General features: G+C 59.6%; 14 protein-coding genes. 13 read left to right on the top strand and 1 reads right to left on the bottom strand.

Annotated features, from left to right (window positions below; translation table 11 throughout):
- Nucleotides 1-58 precede the first annotated feature (58 nt).
- The gene (locus DW112_RS04475; protein ID WP_118328425.1) at nt 59-649 is read left to right on the top strand and encodes a GNAT family N-acetyltransferase; all 591 of its coding nucleotides are present in this window, start codon (nt 59-61) and stop codon (nt 647-649) included.
- A 389-nt stretch (nt 650-1,038) separates the two neighbouring features.
- Here the strand turns inward: DW112_RS04475 and DW112_RS04470 are convergent, their stop codons facing one another.
- Nucleotides 1,039-1,761, bottom strand: a complete 723-nt coding sequence (locus DW112_RS04470; RefSeq protein WP_118328424.1) for a GntR family transcriptional regulator — start codon at nt 1,759-1,761, stop codon at nt 1,039-1,041.
- Between the two features lie 205 nt (nt 1,762-1,966).
- Here DW112_RS04470 and DW112_RS04465 point away from each other — a divergent pair, with 205 nt between their 5' ends.
- The 12 genes from DW112_RS04465 to DW112_RS04410 all read left to right on the top strand — a co-directional run bounded on the left by DW112_RS04465 (nt 1,967) and on the right by DW112_RS04410 (nt 15,572).
- Complete coding sequence (locus DW112_RS04465) at nt 1,967-2,959, top strand: SIS domain-containing protein (RefSeq protein ID WP_118328423.1); 993 nt, start codon at nt 1,967-1,969, stop codon at nt 2,957-2,959.
- 366 nt (nt 2,960-3,325) lie between these two features.
- Nucleotides 3,326-4,408 carry a DMT family transporter gene (locus DW112_RS04460; protein WP_117797232.1) on the top strand — a complete coding sequence of 361 codons (1,083 nt, stop codon included), beginning with the start codon at nt 3,326-3,328 and terminating at the stop codon, nt 4,406-4,408.
- Between the two features lie 204 nt (nt 4,409-4,612).
- Complete coding sequence (locus tag DW112_RS04455) at nt 4,613-5,536, top strand: PTS mannose/fructose/sorbose transporter subunit IIAB (RefSeq protein WP_117640938.1); 924 nt, start codon at nt 4,613-4,615, stop codon at nt 5,534-5,536.
- 36 nt (nt 5,537-5,572) lie between these two features.
- Nucleotides 5,573-6,367 carry a PTS sugar transporter subunit IIC gene (locus DW112_RS04450; RefSeq protein ID WP_006235136.1) on the top strand — a complete coding sequence of 265 codons (795 nt, stop codon included), beginning with the start codon at nt 5,573-5,575 and terminating at the stop codon, nt 6,365-6,367.
- A 13-nt stretch (nt 6,368-6,380) separates the two neighbouring features.
- Complete coding sequence (locus DW112_RS04445; protein WP_117640939.1) at nt 6,381-7,214, top strand: PTS system mannose/fructose/sorbose family transporter subunit IID; 834 nt, start codon at nt 6,381-6,383, stop codon at nt 7,212-7,214.
- A gap of 198 nt (nt 7,215-7,412) precedes the next feature.
- Nucleotides 7,413-8,396, top strand: a complete 984-nt coding sequence (locus tag DW112_RS04440) for an SIS domain-containing protein (protein WP_233503150.1) — start codon at nt 7,413-7,415, stop codon at nt 8,394-8,396.
- 159 nt (nt 8,397-8,555) lie between these two features.
- Nucleotides 8,556-9,185, top strand: a complete 630-nt coding sequence (locus DW112_RS04435; protein ID WP_158549388.1) for an HAD family phosphatase — start codon at nt 8,556-8,558, stop codon at nt 9,183-9,185.
- A 355-nt stretch (nt 9,186-9,540) separates the two neighbouring features.
- Complete coding sequence (locus DW112_RS04430; protein ID WP_118328422.1) at nt 9,541-10,548, top strand: YitT family protein; 1,008 nt, start codon at nt 9,541-9,543, stop codon at nt 10,546-10,548.
- 104 nt (nt 10,549-10,652) lie between these two features.
- A complete protein-coding gene (locus DW112_RS04425; protein WP_117640942.1) occupies nt 10,653-11,372 on the top strand; it encodes a GntR family transcriptional regulator in 720 nt (239 codons plus the stop codon).
- 346 nt (nt 11,373-11,718) lie between these two features.
- Entirely contained in the window at nt 11,719-13,701 is a 1,983-nt protein-coding gene (locus DW112_RS04420) for an ATP-dependent DNA helicase RecQ (protein WP_118328421.1), read from the top strand.
- Nucleotides 13,702-13,703: 2 nt separating this feature from the next.
- A complete protein-coding gene (locus DW112_RS04415) occupies nt 13,704-14,459 on the top strand; it encodes a GntR family transcriptional regulator (protein ID WP_117640658.1) in 756 nt (251 codons plus the stop codon).
- A gap of 144 nt (nt 14,460-14,603) precedes the next feature.
- Nucleotides 14,604-15,572 carry an SIS domain-containing protein gene (locus DW112_RS04410; RefSeq protein ID WP_117640659.1) on the top strand — a complete coding sequence of 323 codons (969 nt, stop codon included), beginning with the start codon at nt 14,604-14,606 and terminating at the stop codon, nt 15,570-15,572.
- The last annotated feature ends 177 nt before the right edge of the window (nt 15,573-15,749 follow it).

Raw genomic sequence — 15,749 nt, 5'->3', positions numbered from 1 at the left:
GCCGCCTTGCGCTGGGTTTGGCGCAAGGCGGCCTTTGTTTTTGAGAGAGAAGGGTTGTATGACCGAGATGTCCGAGCCGGCGATTCGCCTGGCGACGCCCGAAGACGCGCCGGCGTTGCTTGCCATCTATGAGCCGTATGTGCGCCAGACGGCGATTACCTGCGAATACGAGGTGCCGAGCGTTGAGGAGTTCGCCGGGCGCATCGAGCGTACGCTCAAGCGCTATCCGTATCTGGTGATGGAGCTGGACGGGCGTCCGGTAGGCTATGCCTATGCGAGTCCGCTCAACAGCCGCGAGGCATACGACTGGTCGGTCGAGACGTCGATTTACCTGGCACGCGACGTGCGCCACGGCGGGCTGGGCCGCAAGCTGCACGATGCGCTCAAGCAGTGCCTGATCGCGATGGGCATCACCAACATGTGCGCGCTCATCGCCGTGCCGCACGACAAGGACGACGAGTATCTAACGCACAACAGCCAGGACTTCCATGCCCATATGGGATATCGCTTGGTGGGTGCTTTCGACCGCTGTGCCCAAAAGTTCGACCGCTGGTACGACATGTGCTGGATGGAGCTGGTCCTGGCCGAGCGCACCCCCAACCAGCCCAAACCAACCTGGTTCCCCGACCTTCCTAAACCTACCATTTAGGGACAGGTTTATTTTGGCAGGTTTTTGGCTGTCTTGTGGTATCAAATCGCCGCAAGTAGCGTGGCGTTTGTACGCTATTTTGACCTGGATTGTCCCCTCGGGACGCCTTGCGGGCTAAGTGAGTAGACTTTTTTGGCGCAGGCCGAGCACAAAGCGTATCTGCCTTAGTAAAACCGCAGGTCACGGAGGTGGCTGTTTTGAATGTGCTCGGCAGCTCGCGAAAAGTCTACTCACTTAGATTTACGGTGCTGGATATTTTGGACAGGAACAGTTGAGCTTGGGCGGCGAGTGTTGCCAGGCGATGTTGGCATTTGCGCCATGCCGGCTTGAGATTTAATAAAAACCGCAGGTAAAACGTTTATTAGGTACATTTTGCCTCGTTTGGTGCGCTAGCCGATGGGCTCGGTGTATTTGGCGCGGTCGGTGCGTTGGATGCGCTTGGAGACATGGAGCGGACGGCCGTCGGTGTCGTAGACGTAGTCGGTGATCAGGATCAGCGCCTGCCCGCGCTCGACGTTGAGCAAAAATGCCTCGTTTTGCGACGCATAGCACACCTCAAAGGTCTTATGCCCCTGCGCCGGCGCGCGATGGAACTCCTGGCGCAGCGTGGCGTAGAGCGAACCGTTGATATCGCGATCGATGAGCGACCCAAAGCTTGGCGGCAAATAGGTGGTCTCCAGGCACAGTGGCGCATCGTCCAGGTAACGCAGGCGGACAAGTTTGACAAGCTTGCTGCCCACGCTAGCGTCAAAGAACTTGGCCACGCTGCCCATTGCTTTGGCAAAGCCCGAGTCCACCGTGCGCGTGGTGGGCTTCATGCCCTGGCCTTCGACCTGCTTGGTATAGCTCGAAAACACCAGGTTGTTCTCGTGGAGCGCCGGTGTGTCGGCCACAAAGGCGCCGCGCCCGCGCTCGGTTCGAATCAGGCCCTCGTCAACAAGCACCTTAAGGGCATGGCGCACGGTGCTGCGCGACAGGCCCGATTCGTCCATGAGTTCCATCTCGGACGGCAGTTTATCTCCGCGGGCGTAGGTGCCGGCGGCAATGCGGTCGCGAAGCGTTGCCGCCAGACGCTCGTATTGGGTCAAGTTCTTTTTCGACGAAGTGCTCATGCGAACAACCTGTATCTAACTTGTATGCTTACAGAACCAAGCATGTATCCAACATGACAACAAAACCGCTGGTAATGGCTTGCCGAAAACTTTACCAGCAAAATTTCTAAGACAAATATAGCATACAACTAGTCGACATAACCAAAACATGTATGTAACTTGTATGCCATCGAGAGCATCAAACGAGAAGAAAGGCTGATGCACGATGACTACTCAGGAACAGGTTAAGGACGTCGTCTCCCAGGTTTTGGCTGACAAGGCAGACAAGGGCGGCATCAAGCGCGTCGTGTGGATTGGCGCCGGTGGATCCAACGGCGGCAACTATCCTGCCCAGTACTTTATGGAGCACGAGGCCACGCAGGTCGTGAGCTCCAGCTACACCAGCAACGAGTTCGTGCACGCCACGCCTGCCTACGTCAACGAGAACACCCTGGCCGTCGTCGTGTCCATGCGCGGCACCAAGGAGACCATCGTCGCCGCCCAGGTCGCCAAGAACCACGGCGCCAGCACCATCGCCATCTATGTTGACGAGTCCGGCCTCACCGAGGTCTGCGACTACAAGATCCAGTACGACAGCCTGGCCATCGACGAGTCCTACATGGGCCGCACCAACTCCGCCGTCGTGACCATGATTGCTATGGAGCTTACGCAGCAGACCGAGGGCTATGCCGAGTACGAGGCCGCTATGGCCGCCTTCGACTTGGTCGACCCCATCTATCGCAAGGCTGTCGAGTACACCCGTCCGCTCGCTGCCAAGTGGGCCGAGCAGAACGCCGACAAGCCCTGCATCAACGTCATGGCTCAGGGTCCGCTCTTTGGTGCCGCCTACGTCTTTAGCATCTGCAACGTGCAGGAGATGCTGCAGATCGACTCCTGCACCATCAACACCTGTGACTTCTTCCACGGCCCCTTCGAGATCCTGGACAAGCGCACTTCGCTGTTCCAGCTCATCAGCGTCGGCCGCAGCCGCTGCAACGACGAGCGCGGCATCCGCTTCGTCAACCAGTACGGTGGCGAGCGCGTCTATCAGCTCGACGCCAAGGAGCTCGGCCTCAACGACATCAAGGACAGCGTGAGCGAATACTTCAACCACCTGATCTTTGCGCCGATCCTCAACAACGTGTATATGCGCGCGCTTTCTGCCGTCACTCACAAGGACTACATGACGCGCCGCTACATGTGGAAGCTGGACTACTAGTTACGCCGTTCTACCGAACGGCGTAACGGCTCGACGCTGCGCGCCCGGCATTTGGCCAATCTGCCGTTCAATTTCAAAGGCGCGACCAGAAGGTCAGCGCCTTTTCATCTCACGGCACCTTGGCTCAAATGACGGGCGCTCGCTGACGTTGCCAAAACGTCGGCGTCGTCGTGTTTGTTAAGGGGTTGGTGCATTGGGGACAGGTTACTTTGCACCAAGTTGGTGCATATGAACCTGGCCTCTTTGCACTAATGGGTTGTAGCGGAAAAGCAGATTTTCCCGTCTGCCGATTTGTGCCTTGAAAAATGTATATAACGACTATAACGTAGTGTGAAACATATTGGAAACAATACCGAGGAGGCTGCGTTGAAGAAAAGCAATCTGGGCTATGTGCTGGTGCTGATCGCCGCGCTTATGTGGGGCAGCATCGGAATCTTTGTAAACGGCATCTCGGCCATGGGCGTTACGTCCCAGAGTATGGCTGCCTTTCGCTTGTTGTCGGGTGCCGTCTTAATGGCTCCGGTCTTGGCATTCATGGGTTGCCAGGGAGGTGCTCGTGAGGGAAAGGCATCGGGTCCCCTGGCACTGTTCAAGGCAAGTCCTAAAGAGCTTGTTCCTTGTGCGCTTCTTGGCATTATCGGCCTCGCCACCGCTAACACGCTTTATTACGAGTGCATGGGCGAGGTGGGCATGTCCACGGCCTCGGTGCTGCTTTACACCTCGCCGGTGTTTGGCGTCATGCTCGGTCGCGTACTTTATCGCGAGGATGTGACTCCCAACAAGCTCGTTGCCATCGCTTTTAACATCGGTGGCTGTGTACTTGCAGTGACCGATGGCGACCTTTCCGGTTTTCATTTTTCGGTTTGGGGCGTCACGTCGGGCGTGATTGCGGGCTTTTGTGGCGCGTCGCTCGCGGTGTTTAGCCGGATAGCAACCAAGACGGTCCACCCGCTGGCTGTCACGTTTTGGGGCCTTGTTTTTGGCGGTGCGGTTATGGCGGCTATCGCGGCTCCGTGGCCAGATGTCGCCGCAGCAATGTCGCCACAGCTGCTGCTGCTGTTCCTTGGCTTTGGACTCATCCCCACAGCCGTGGCCTATGTCTTATATATGCAGGGTCTGTCCATGGGGCTCGAGACGTCGAAAGTTCCCGTCGTAATGTCATTCGAGACGGTCGTCACCGTGCTGCTGGGCATTGGTGTCTACGCCGAGCCCGCCGGTGCGATCAAGGTTCTGGGCATCGTTTTGGTGCTCGCGTCCATCGTGATCATGAACACCGACTTTTCCAAGCTGCGCAACAGTGTGTTTGTCGACCATGTCATTGAGAGCATGACCTTTAAGCCCAACGCGTGGTGGACGGAGAAATCGCAGGACATGGATCTGTTCCGCGAGCGCACGGGCATTACGCTGGAGCCCACCGTGCAGGAAAGCCCCTGGTACTTCGTGCGATAGGGGATTGGCGGAGTGTTTGAGCAGGTAGCGCCCGGCGTTTGGCCGGGCGGTGCCTAGCCAGCGCCGACCTACCCAAGACCATCGTTTCGATTGCGTTAAACCCGCCAACGGTCGTTTTTCACCCGCGAACGGTTTATATACTAATTAGCAAAATAAGCAACGTATAAGACGTTATAATGACCATAACGAAAAGGAGGAGGCAAGATGAATCAGATCATTCTCGCATCTCATGGCGGCCTGGCCGCAGGCGCCAAAGACACGCTCGAGATGGTTCTCGGCGACGTGTCGAACGTCCACGTCGTGTCGCTTGCTCGTGACGACAAGGAGCCCATCACCAATAAGGTGGACGCCATGATCGCCACGTTCAACGCGGACGACACCGTCTATGTGCTGACCGATATGCTCGGCAGCTCGGTCAACAACAGCATGGTCGAGCTTTCCAAGAACGGCACGAAGTTCACGGTTGTCAGCGGTTTCAACATTCCGCTGGCACTGACGCTCGCTATGAGCCCCGCCCCCGTCAAGGGTGCCGAGCTCGCGGCCCTCATCAACGAGGCCCGCACCGGTCTGACCAACCCCAACGCACCGGTCGAGGTCGCCGCGGCTCCCGCCAAGAAGGCCAAGGCGTCCCGTCACAGCTCCGGTCCCGCCAAGATCGTCCTCGCACGTCTTGACTACCGTCTGCTGCACGGCCAGGTCGTCTTTACCTGGACCACCAAGGTTCAGGCCGAGCGCATCATCGTCGTCGACAACGCTGCCGCCAACGATGACATCAAGAAGGGCGCTCTTAAGCTGGCCAAGCCCCAGGGCGTGCGCCTGAACGTCTTCACCGTCGAGCGTGCCCTCGCCAAGATGGACAAGCTCAACACCCTCGGCGAGCGCGTCATGTTCGTCTTTGGCAACACTGCCGAGATGCTGCAGTTCTGCCAGGGCTACAAGCTCGACGCCATCAACCTGGGCGCCACCGCCAACCACGACGGTGCCGAACAGGTCGGCGGCAAGGACAGCTCCGTCTTCTTCGACGCCACCCAGAAGGCCGACGTCAACCAGCTGCTCGACATGGGCATTAAGCTCTATGTCCAGCAGACCCCTACGTATCAGAGCGTCGACATCGACGCCAAGCTGTAATCAACCAGGCTTTTGCCTGACTGAAAGGAGAAGGGTATGAATACGTTCATCAGTGCGGTGCTCGTCGGCCTCGTCGGCGTGTTCTGCATGTGGGACTCCCGCCTGCTCGGTCGTCTTAACTTCGAGCAGCCCCTCGTTGGCGCTACGCTCGTCGGTCTGCTGCTGGGCGATGTGCCCACCGGCCTTGCCGTCGGTGCCGCCGTCGAGCTCGTGTCCATGGGCCTGGTGCAGGTCGGCGCCGCCGTTCCGCCCGATATGGTCCTGGGCGGCATCGTGGCCGCTGCCTTTGCGTGCCTGACCGATGCTTCCGCCGAGACCGCCATGACGATCGCCATCCCGGTCGCCGTCCTGGGTCAGCTCCTCGGCATCGTGTTCCGTTCCATCATCGCCGCCCTCACCCATGTGGCAGATAGCGCGATCGATAACGGAAAGTTCAAGACCGCCTATCGCATGCACATCTGCGCCGGCTCCGGTCTGTACGCCGTCATGTACTTCCTGCCGATCTTCCTCGCCGTCTTTGTTGGCACCGACCTGGTTCAGGCCATCGTCAACATGGTTCCCGAGTGGCTGTCCACTGGTCTTAACGTTTCGACCAAGATCATGACCGCCTACGGTTTGGCCCTGCTGCTCACCATGATGATCAAGAAGGGTATGACTCCGTTCCTGTTCATCGGTTTCCTGCTCGCCGCTTACCTCAACCTGTCCGTCATCGCGGTCGCTCTGATCGGTGTGTGCCTGGCTGTCGTCTTCATGGGCTTCAAGTTCAACGGTTCCCATGCAGCCGCCGGTGTCGATTCCGACTACGATCCGCTCGAAGACGACGAAGACTAAGGAGGAACACACTATGGCAACCGCAACCAAGGACGTGTCCCTGAACAAGAAGGTCAGCCAGTTCTTCTGGCGCTCCTGGGCCATCCAGGCCTCTTGGAACTACGAGCGTCAGATGAACATGGGCTTCCTCTACGGCATGGTTCCCACGCTCGATCGCCTCTATCCGGACGAGTCCGACCCCAAGCAGCTCGCTGCTAAGAAAGAGGCTTACCACCGTCACATGGCGTTCTACAACTGCACCCCGCAGACGAGCGCTTTCATCCTGGGCCTCGCCGCCTCCATGGAGGAAGAGTACGCCAAGGATCCCGAGAACTTCGACCCCGATTCGATCAACGCGGTCAAGACCTCCCTTATGGGTCCGCTTTCCGGCATCGGTGACTCCTTCTTCCAGGGCACCATCCGCGTTATCGCCTTTGGCCTGGGTGTTCAGCTGGCTCAGCAGGGCTCCATCATGGGCCCGATCCTGGCCATGCTCATCTCCATCGTGCCCTCTGTGCTGATCACGTGGTTCGCAGCCAAGATCGGCTATCAGGGCGGCCACGAGTACCTGAGCAAGCTCCAGGGCGGCGACCTCATGGAGAAGCTCATGTATGTCTGCGGCATCGTGGGTCTTATGTCCGTGGGCGGCATGATCGCTACGCTGATCGGCGCCACCACCCCGCTGCAGTTCGCTGAGGGCACCGTCGTGATTCAGGACATCCTGGACGGCATGATGCCCCAGATGATCTCCCTCGGCCTCACCGGCCTTATGTACTGGCTCATCAAGAAGAACGTCAACACCGGTTGGCTTCTCGTGATCGCCATCGTGGGCGGCATCGCCCTCTCCGCGGCCGGCATCCTGGCCTAGTCGCGACCAAGCGTCTAACCGCTTTCCCCGGGGGCCTGCCTGGCATCCCATACCCCAGGCAGGCTTCCATCCCTAGATGTGTCAAAGGGACAGTTCCTTTGACACATCCTCAACGGGCCGGCGACTCGGTCCAAACCACGGTAACCCTGCGAGCGCCCGGCAATGTGGCGCCGCAAAAAATCGAAAGGAATGTGTCAGATGTACGAGATCGACCTTAACCTCCCTAAGCAGATCGTCGCTGACGTCCTGTCCAACCACGAGATCCACAGCGTCGCCTTCGTCGGCTGCGGTGCTTCCATGTCCGACCTTTACCCTGCCAAGTACTTCCTGGCCAACAACACGGACAAGCTGAACGTTCAGATCTTCACCGCTAACGAGTTCAACTACGACACGCCTTCCTGGGTCAACGAGCACACCTTCGTGATCACCTGCTCCCTCGGTGGCTCCACGCCCGAGACCGTCGAGGCCAACAAGACCGCCAAGAAGCACAACTGCCCGGTCGTCTCCCTCACCAACAAGGCCGGCTCCGCTCTGACCGTCGACGCCGACCACGTCATCGTTCACGGCTTCCATGCCAACTACGCTGCCAAGTGCGAGAAGCCTGGCTACGCCATCGCTCTTGCTCTCGAGATCCTTCAGCAGACCGAGGGCTATGACCACTACGAGGACATGATCACCGGCCTCACCAACGTCTTCGAGCTCTGCGAGAACGCCGCTCAGTCCGCCAAGGGCCTCGCCAAGCAGTTCGCCCAAGACTTCAAGGACGACAAGATGATCTACTTCATGGCCTCCGGTGCCTCCGAGAAGATGGCTTATTCTCACGCCGCCTTCCTGTTCACCGAGATGCAGTGGATCGACGCCGCCGCCTACAACACCGGCGAGTACTTCCACGGCCCGTTCGAGGTTTCCACCGAGGGTAAGCCCTACGTCTTCTTCATGTCCGACGGTGCTACCCGTCCGATGGACGCTCGCGCCCTCACCTTCCTTAAGCGCATGGGCGCCAAGGTCGCTCTGATCGACTCCAAGGACTACGGCCTGGCTGACGCCGTGCCGGCGAGCGTCGTCACCTACTTCAACCCGCTGCTGCACCTCGCCGTTATGCGCGAGTACGGCAACCAGATCGCCGAGGCCCGTCAGCACCCGCTGACCATGCGTCGCTACATGTGGAAGCTTTCCTACTAATCACAAGTAAGTAGACCTTACGGGTTGATTGAGAGGGGATGGGGTTTACACCCCGTCCCCTTTTCTGTTTTGGGAGGGCGTGTTCGTTGCGCCGCAAAACCCCAGATAAAACCTACCAAAATAAACCTGTCTCTTTTTGGCAGGTGGGAGGAGATGCGTATGATCAAGGCAGTGCTGTTTGATATGGACGGCGTGCTGGTCGATACCGAGTGGTTCTACAACCGTCGCCGCGTGGCGTTTATGGAGGAGAAGGGCTTCCACTTTGACGAGATTCCCGATCTTTCGGGGTCTAACGAGCCTGCCATTTGGGAGGCGCTGGTGCCCGACGATGTCGAGCTGCGCGAGCGCCTGCGTGTGGAGTACAAGCAGGTCTACAGCCCGGTCCACCCCGTTCCGTATGCCGAGCTGCTCAACGAGCAGACGGAGCCGGTGATGCGCGAACTGCACGAACGCGGCGTGAAGTGTGCCATCGCGAGCTCGTCCTACCGCGAGCTCATCGACGAGCTGGTTGAGATTGCCGGTATCGCCGACGTGCTGGACTACACCATCAGCGGTCACGAGTGCAGTGCGTTTAAGCCCGACCCCGAGATCTACCTGCGTGCCATGGAGACGCTGGGAGTTGACCCCGCCGAGTGCCTGGTTATCGAGGACTCGCCGTTGGGCATCGAGGCTGGCAAGCGCTCCGGCGCCCGCGTCCTGGCACTGCGTCCGCATGAGGGCGTCAACCTGGACCAGTCCGCCGCCGACGTCGTCATCGACAACCTGACCGACATTTTGGCCGCTCTGTAGTGTCAATCCACCGCGAGAAGCACTGGTTCACGCGTCATTTGCTGCAGATTGGCTTAATTTGGCATCAATTTAGATCCGTTTGGCTTCGATTCGGGCTAAGTGAGTAGACTTTTTGGCGCAGGCCGGGCACAAAGCGTTTCTGACTTAGTAAAACCGCAGGTCACAGAGGTGGCTGTTATTGGCTGTGCTCGGGAGGTCGCGAAAAGTCTACTCACTTAGAATTTGGGCCTTTGGTTGTGGGGTTACCGGTCCCGTTTTGGTTGTCGAGAGAGGGTGAATTGAGGCGCCCTCTGTCGCTCCATGCTACAATCGCCGACATGCCCCACAACTACATCTGCCTTCGAAGGGAGCCTACGTGGCGAACGCCATCGATCAGCTCACGGACCGCGTGCTCGTGCTCGGCCGCCTTACCATCGTTCGCCGCGCTATTACCGCTGTGGCGGTCACCATATCAGCCGTTCTCCAGACATTTCTGATCCAGGCGTTCATTCAGCCCGCCGATCTGCTTCCGAGCGGTCTCACAGGCGTCGCGGTCCTGCTCGATCGCGTTACCTCGCTTGGCGGCGTTCATATCGACATCTCGCTCGGCATGCTCGCGCTCAACATCCCCGTGGCGCTCCTATGCTGGAGCGGCATTAGCAAGCGTTTCGTCATCTTCTCGATGATGCAGGTCATGCTCTCGTCGCTGTTCCTCAACATCTTTCATTTCGCCCCGTTTTTGGGCGACAAGATCATGCTCATCATTTTTGGTGGCGTGGTCTCGGGTCTGGGTACTGCCATCGCGCTCAAGTCCGGTGCATCAACCGGCGGCACCGACTTTATCGCGCTGTGGGTCTCCAACCACACGGGCAAGACCATCTGGGGTGTCATCTTTGGTTTCAACTGCTTTATCCTGGCGATCTTTGGCTTTATGTTTGGCTGGGACAACGCGGCGTACTCCATCGTGTTCCAGTTTATTTCGACCAAGACCATCGACAGCTTCTATCATCGCTACGACCGTGTGACGCTGCAGATCACAACGCGCAAGGCCGATGAGGTCATGACCGCCTATGTTGACCATTTTCAGCATGGTATTAGCTGCGCCGAGGTCATCGGCGGATACAGCCGTGAAAAGATGTACCTGCTGCACACCGTTGTCTCGACCTACGAGAGCCAGGACATTATCAAGCTAGTGTGCGACATTGATCCCGGCGCCGTGATCAATGTGTTCCACACGCTCAACTTTGTGGGCGGCTGGTGGGGCGGTCATGTCGACGAGCCCATGCCCACGGCCGTTCCCGATCCCGACAAGCCCGCTCGCATAGCGAGTCGTCAGGCGCGCCTCAGTGAACAGGACAGCCTGCAGCAGGACGACGGCAAGTAAGGATTTGCTGTATGTGGTGTATCGTTTTATCAAACTGAGATAACATATAAAAAGACGTTATATACGTATTAGTTATTTCGATATTTTGATAAGAGTGATCAGATATGCCTGCGCCCAAAAATGCACCGCTTTACCAGCAGATTTACGACGAGATCAAGGATGCGATTGAGAAAGGTGTTTATGCACCCAAGGAGCGTATTCCGTCCGAACTTGAGCTTGCCGAGCAGTACGAGGTGAGCCGCATTACGGTGCGCCGCGCCGTCGAGGAGCTCTGCTCCGATGGCTACCTGGTTAAGCAGCAGGGCCGCGGCACCTTTGTTTCCACGCCGCACATCAATCGCCAGTTTCACGCCTCGACGCTGCAGACGTTTACCGCGCTGTGTGCCGATAACGGCATGAAGGCCGGCGCGCATGTGGTCGATCGCCAGATCGTTCCGGCGCGCCAAAACGAGATGGAGTTTTTTGGCCTGCGGAAGGATGCGCTGCTGCTGCATATCAAGCGCGTGCGTACGGCCGACGGCGAGCCCATCTTTGAGGAGAACATTTTTGTGCCGTTTGACGCTTACCGTGAGCTGTTGACGGCCGATCTTGAGGACAAGTCGATTTTTGCCGAGGTCGAGCGTGTTGGCGGAACGCCGATTGTCTCGGTTGGCTACCGCACGGTCGAGGCCGTTCGCGCCAACGCCGAGCAGGCCGCCGAGCTGGGCATTGCCCCGCACGACCCGCTGCTCAACCTGCGTGCCGGCTTTATCGGCCCCAATGGCGAGCCGGTTTTGATGGGTAAGCAGTACTACGTGGGATCGCGTTACGTTATGGTCATGTAAGTTACGCGGTTTTACCAAACCGCGTAACGGGCCGACGCTGCGCGCCGCCCAGGGCGACAATTTGTCATTCAAAAGGCGAGGCATGACCAGAAGGTCTATGCCTTGCCTTTTTCATGCCAACTTGTTCGCCCTGGACGTCGCTCGCTGTCCGTCCTCTACCTGCGGCGGAGTAGTCATTGCACTCATTGGGGACAGACTTAAATGAGTAGTCGTTAGGGATATTCTTGTTTGACTAGTCGTTTAAGAACGTCCCCAATGACTACCCATGTCGTGGTCGGCAGCCGTGCGGCACCGGTCCGCGTGGCGGCGTATAATCGGCGGCAGATGACTTGGACGTTAGGAAACCATGACCGATAGCATGCAACAGACGGCGCTCGACACGCTCGGCGCCTATTTTGGCTACACCTCGTTTCGCCCGGGACAGGACCGCATGGTCGATGCGATCCTTGCCGGTCGCGATGCGCTGGGTGTTATGCCCACGGGCGCCGGCAAGTCCATTTGCTACCAGGTACCCGCGCTCATGCTGCCCGGCATCACCTTTGTGGTGAGTCCGCTGCTGTCGCTTATGGAGGACCAGACCCGCGCGCTGCTCGCGGCGGGTGCGCGCCCCAGTTATCTCAACTCCAGCCTTACTCCGGCCCAGCAAAACACCGTGCTCAAGCGGGCGCGCGAGGGCCGCTACCAGCTTATGTACGTGGCGCCCGAGCGCTTGCTCGAGCCACGCTTTTTGGCCTTTGCGCAGGAGGCCGCGGCGGACGGCGGCATTGGCGTGCCGCTCGTGGCCATTGACGAGGCCCACTGCGTGAGCCAATGGGGCCAGGATTTCCGTCCCGCCTACCTGCAGATTCGTGAGTTCATCGATTCCCTGCCGCAGCGCCCCATCGTGGCGGCCTTTACCGCTACGGCGACTGAGCGTGTGCGCGCGGACATTCAGCAGATGCTCGGCCTGCAAAATCCCGCGACGGTGGTGACGGGCTTCGATCGCAAGAACCTCTACTTTGGCTGCGAGGAGATGGGCGACAAGGCCAAGGCCGCGTGGGTGCGCGACTATGTGATCGCACATTCGAGCGAGAGCGGCATCGTGTATTGCTCGACCCGCAAGACCGTCGATGAGCTCGCCGGCGAGCTTGCCGAGGCGCTGGGCCCCAGCGGCATTCACGTTGGTCGCTACCATGCCGGCATGGGCAACGACGCCCGTCGCCAAAGCCAGCGCGCCTTTATCGACGACGATATCCAGGTGATGGTTGCCACCAACGCCTTTGGCATGGGCATCGACAAGCCCAACGTGCGCTACGTGATTCACAACAACGTGCCCGAGAGCATCGAGGCATACTACCAAGAGGCGGGTCGAGCCGGCCGCGATGGAGACCCGGCCAGCTGCCATCTGCTGTGGAACGGTAACGATTTTCGCATGCGTCGCTTTTTGATCGACCGCGGCGATGCTGCCGATGAGGCGCTCGACGACGAGCAGCGCGCGTGGGCGCTCCAGAATCGATATCGCCTGCTCAGCCAGATGGAGGGCTACTGCAATACCACCGGCTGCCTGCGCGAATACATGCTGCGCTACTTTGGCGACGAGGCCGCGGCCGAGCATGCTGCCGCGGCTGGTGCGGGCAGCACCGCCACGGACGACGCCGAGGGCTGCGGCAACTGCAGCAACTGCCTCACGAAGTTCGAGGTCGAGGACGTCACCGATATGGCCCGCGCCGCCGTGCGCTATGTGGCCACGCGACCCATGCGCTTTGGCAAGTCGCTGATCGCTGATGTGCTCCACGGCGGCAACACCGAGCGCATTCGCCAGATGCATCTGGACGAGGACCGCGGCTACGGTGAGCTGTCGAGCGAATCGGTCGGGCGCATCAAGGACATCATCGGCCAGCTGTGCGGCCGCGGTTATTTGGCAACCTCGCAGGGGCAGTACCCGGTCGTGGGACTGGGTCCGCGTGCCGGCGAGGTCGAGGATGAGGCGTTCGCCTTTACCGTTAAGCGTCGCGCGTCCAAGCGCAAGGCCTCGGCTCGCGCCCGCCGTGCGGTGGATCTGCTGCGCGAGGAGGCTGAGCTGGATCAGCGCCCGCGCGTGGGCGACGATGCCGAGCTGTTCGAGCGCCTGCGTGCCTTGCGCAAGGAGATCTCGACCGAGCTGGAGATGGCGCCGTACATGGTCTTCTCCGACAAGGCTCTGCGCGGTCTGTGCCGCCTGCGCCCGCAGACGCGCGACGAGCTTATCCAGGTCAACGGCATTGGCGAGAAAAAGGCCGACGCCTTTGGCGAGCAGTTTATGGCGGCGATTGGAGAGTTTGAATCCGAGCATGCACGGGATGGAGCGTAACGATGGCAACCGACGATAAAACCGGCCGCGCTGGCGCGTCCGCCGTGCCGCTGTACCAGCAGGTCATGGACGACCTAAAGGGCGAGATCGCGCGCGGCGTGTACCCTGCCGGTTCGCGCATTCCTGCCGAGATGGAGCTCGCGAAGTCCTACGGCGTGGGGCGCATCACCGTGCGCCGTGCCATCGAGGAGCTGTCGCGCGCGGGGTATCTCCACCGACAGCAGGGGAGGGGCACCTTTGTGTGCGCTCCCAAGCTCAAGCGCAAGATTGTCCAGAAAGGCGACGTCCAGAGCTTTTCCGAGGGTTGCGCCGCCAACGACATGGTGGCCGGAGCGCGCCTGGTGTCGCGCACGGTGGTTGCGGCGACGCACGAGGACGCGGCATTTTTTGGCATGGAACCCGGCTGCGAGCTCATCGTGGTCGAGCGCGTGCGCACGGCGGATGGCGTGCCCGTCATGCTCGAGAACAACGCCTTTGTGCTGGCCGACCATCCCTACCTGCAGACGCTGGCCGATAAGGACCTCACCGATAACTCGATCTTTGCGCTCGTTGCCGAGCATTCGGGCCGCGCGCCGCTCAAGTCCGACCCCTGCACCGTGGAGATTGCGCTGGCGGATGCCCAGACGGCCCCGCTGCTGGGGGTGCCGGTCGGCGAGCCGCTCTTCTATATGGAGGCGTACTTTACCGATGCAGACGAGCGCCCCCTGCTGCTCGGGCGTCAAAAGATCGTGGGCTCGCGCTACGTGTTCGACATCTAGCGGTCATAAATAGAACAACATAGAACAAATTTGGTGAAATGACTTCACCGGTGACAGCTTGCGTGCTATAAATAGAACAACATAGAACGACAGCAGGTACGAGCTGCTGTCGTTCAAAGCTGCCACATAAGGAGGAGCGTCACGGTGAACGCACACGATCTGATTCAGGAAATTATCGAGCGCAAGGGCAAGATTGAGAACGTGTTTTGGATCGCCTGCGGCGGTTCGATGATCGACCTGATGCCGGCTAACGAGCTGCTCAAGCGCGAGGCCACTACGTTTGCCTCGACGGTCTACACCGCGCGCGAGTTTTGCCTGATGGCCCCCAAGAGCCTGGGGCCGAAGTCGCTCGTCGTCGCCTGCAGCCACAGCGGTAACACGCAGGAGGTCGTTGACGGCTGCGAGATGGCGTTGGCTGCCGGCGCCGAGGTCATTGCCATGACCGACTGCGAGGGCTCCAAGATCGACAACGGCAAGTGGACCACCTGGGTTTACCCCTGGGGCGAGGGCGTGTCGCAGGCCGAGGTACCGCAGGGCATCGGCGCTCTGATCGCCGCCGAACTGCTCCACCAGCAGGAGGGTTATGAGGCGCTTGCCGACATGTACGCCGGCCTTAAGCAGATGGATGCGCTGTTGCCCGCTGCCCGCGAGAAGGTCAACGCCGAGCTGGGCGATCGCTTTGCCGAGCTCTGCCAGCAGCACAAGTTCTTCTACATCCTGGGCTCCGGCCCCAACTTTAGCCAGACCTACGCCATGGCGATTTGCTCGCTCATGGAGATGCAGTGGCAGCACTGCTGCTACATCCACTCCGGCGAGTATTTCCACGGTCCTTTCGAGGCTACCGAGCCCGGCGTGTTCTACTTTGTGCAGCTCGGATCGGGCGAGTGCCGCCCCATGGAGGAGCGCGCGCTGGCGTTCCTCAACACGCACACCGATACGGTCATGGTGCTCGATGCACTCGAGTACGGCGTGGGCGAGGTGCCCGCCAGCGTGCGTTCATACCTGGAGCCGATCTTCTTCTACAACATGAGCTGCGAGCTGCGCGCCGCCCGCGGCAAGGTGTTCGACCACAGCCCCGAGGTTCGTCGCTACATGGGCATCGAGCAGTACTAGACACCGGGAATTATCTTTTTTGACGGGGTCTGTGCTGCGCGCGGGCCCCGTTTTGCATTGTGGCGGCCGGATTCGTGTCTGCGCGAAAACGAAGGTGAATACTTTTCCGCGAAGTGAACGACCTATTTTGGACCCCCGAAGCATCCACACTTTTTGACGCCAAAACTGCAGGAAAAA

Origin of the sequence: Collinsella sp. AM09-41 (genome assembly GCF_003473245.1) — a bacterium.
Lineage (GTDB): Bacteria > Actinomycetota > Coriobacteriia > Coriobacteriales > Coriobacteriaceae > Collinsella.
This window is presented reverse-complemented; position numbering and strand designations above follow the sequence as displayed.

Coding starts and splice junctions, on each gene's coding strand:
- DW112_RS04475 (WP_118328425.1), top strand. CDS start 59: ATGACCGAGATGTCCGAGCCGGCGATTCGCCTGGCGACGCCCGAAGAC.
- DW112_RS04470 (WP_118328424.1), bottom strand. CDS start 1,761: ATGAGCACTTCGTCGAAAAAGAACTTGACCCAATACGAGCGTCTGGCG.
- DW112_RS04465 (WP_118328423.1), top strand. CDS start 1,967: ATGACTACTCAGGAACAGGTTAAGGACGTCGTCTCCCAGGTTTTGGCT.
- DW112_RS04455 (WP_117640938.1), top strand. CDS start 4,613: ATGAATCAGATCATTCTCGCATCTCATGGCGGCCTGGCCGCAGGCGCC.
- DW112_RS04450 (WP_006235136.1), top strand. CDS start 5,573: ATGAATACGTTCATCAGTGCGGTGCTCGTCGGCCTCGTCGGCGTGTTC.
- DW112_RS04445 (WP_117640939.1), top strand. CDS start 6,381: ATGGCAACCGCAACCAAGGACGTGTCCCTGAACAAGAAGGTCAGCCAG.
- DW112_RS04440 (WP_233503150.1), top strand. CDS start 7,413: ATGTACGAGATCGACCTTAACCTCCCTAAGCAGATCGTCGCTGACGTC.
- DW112_RS04435 (WP_158549388.1), top strand. CDS start 8,556: ATGATCAAGGCAGTGCTGTTTGATATGGACGGCGTGCTGGTCGATACC.
- DW112_RS04425 (WP_117640942.1), top strand. CDS start 10,653: ATGCCTGCGCCCAAAAATGCACCGCTTTACCAGCAGATTTACGACGAG.
- DW112_RS04420 (WP_118328421.1), top strand. CDS start 11,719: ATGACCGATAGCATGCAACAGACGGCGCTCGACACGCTCGGCGCCTAT.
- DW112_RS04415 (WP_117640658.1), top strand. CDS start 13,704: ATGGCAACCGACGATAAAACCGGCCGCGCTGGCGCGTCCGCCGTGCCG.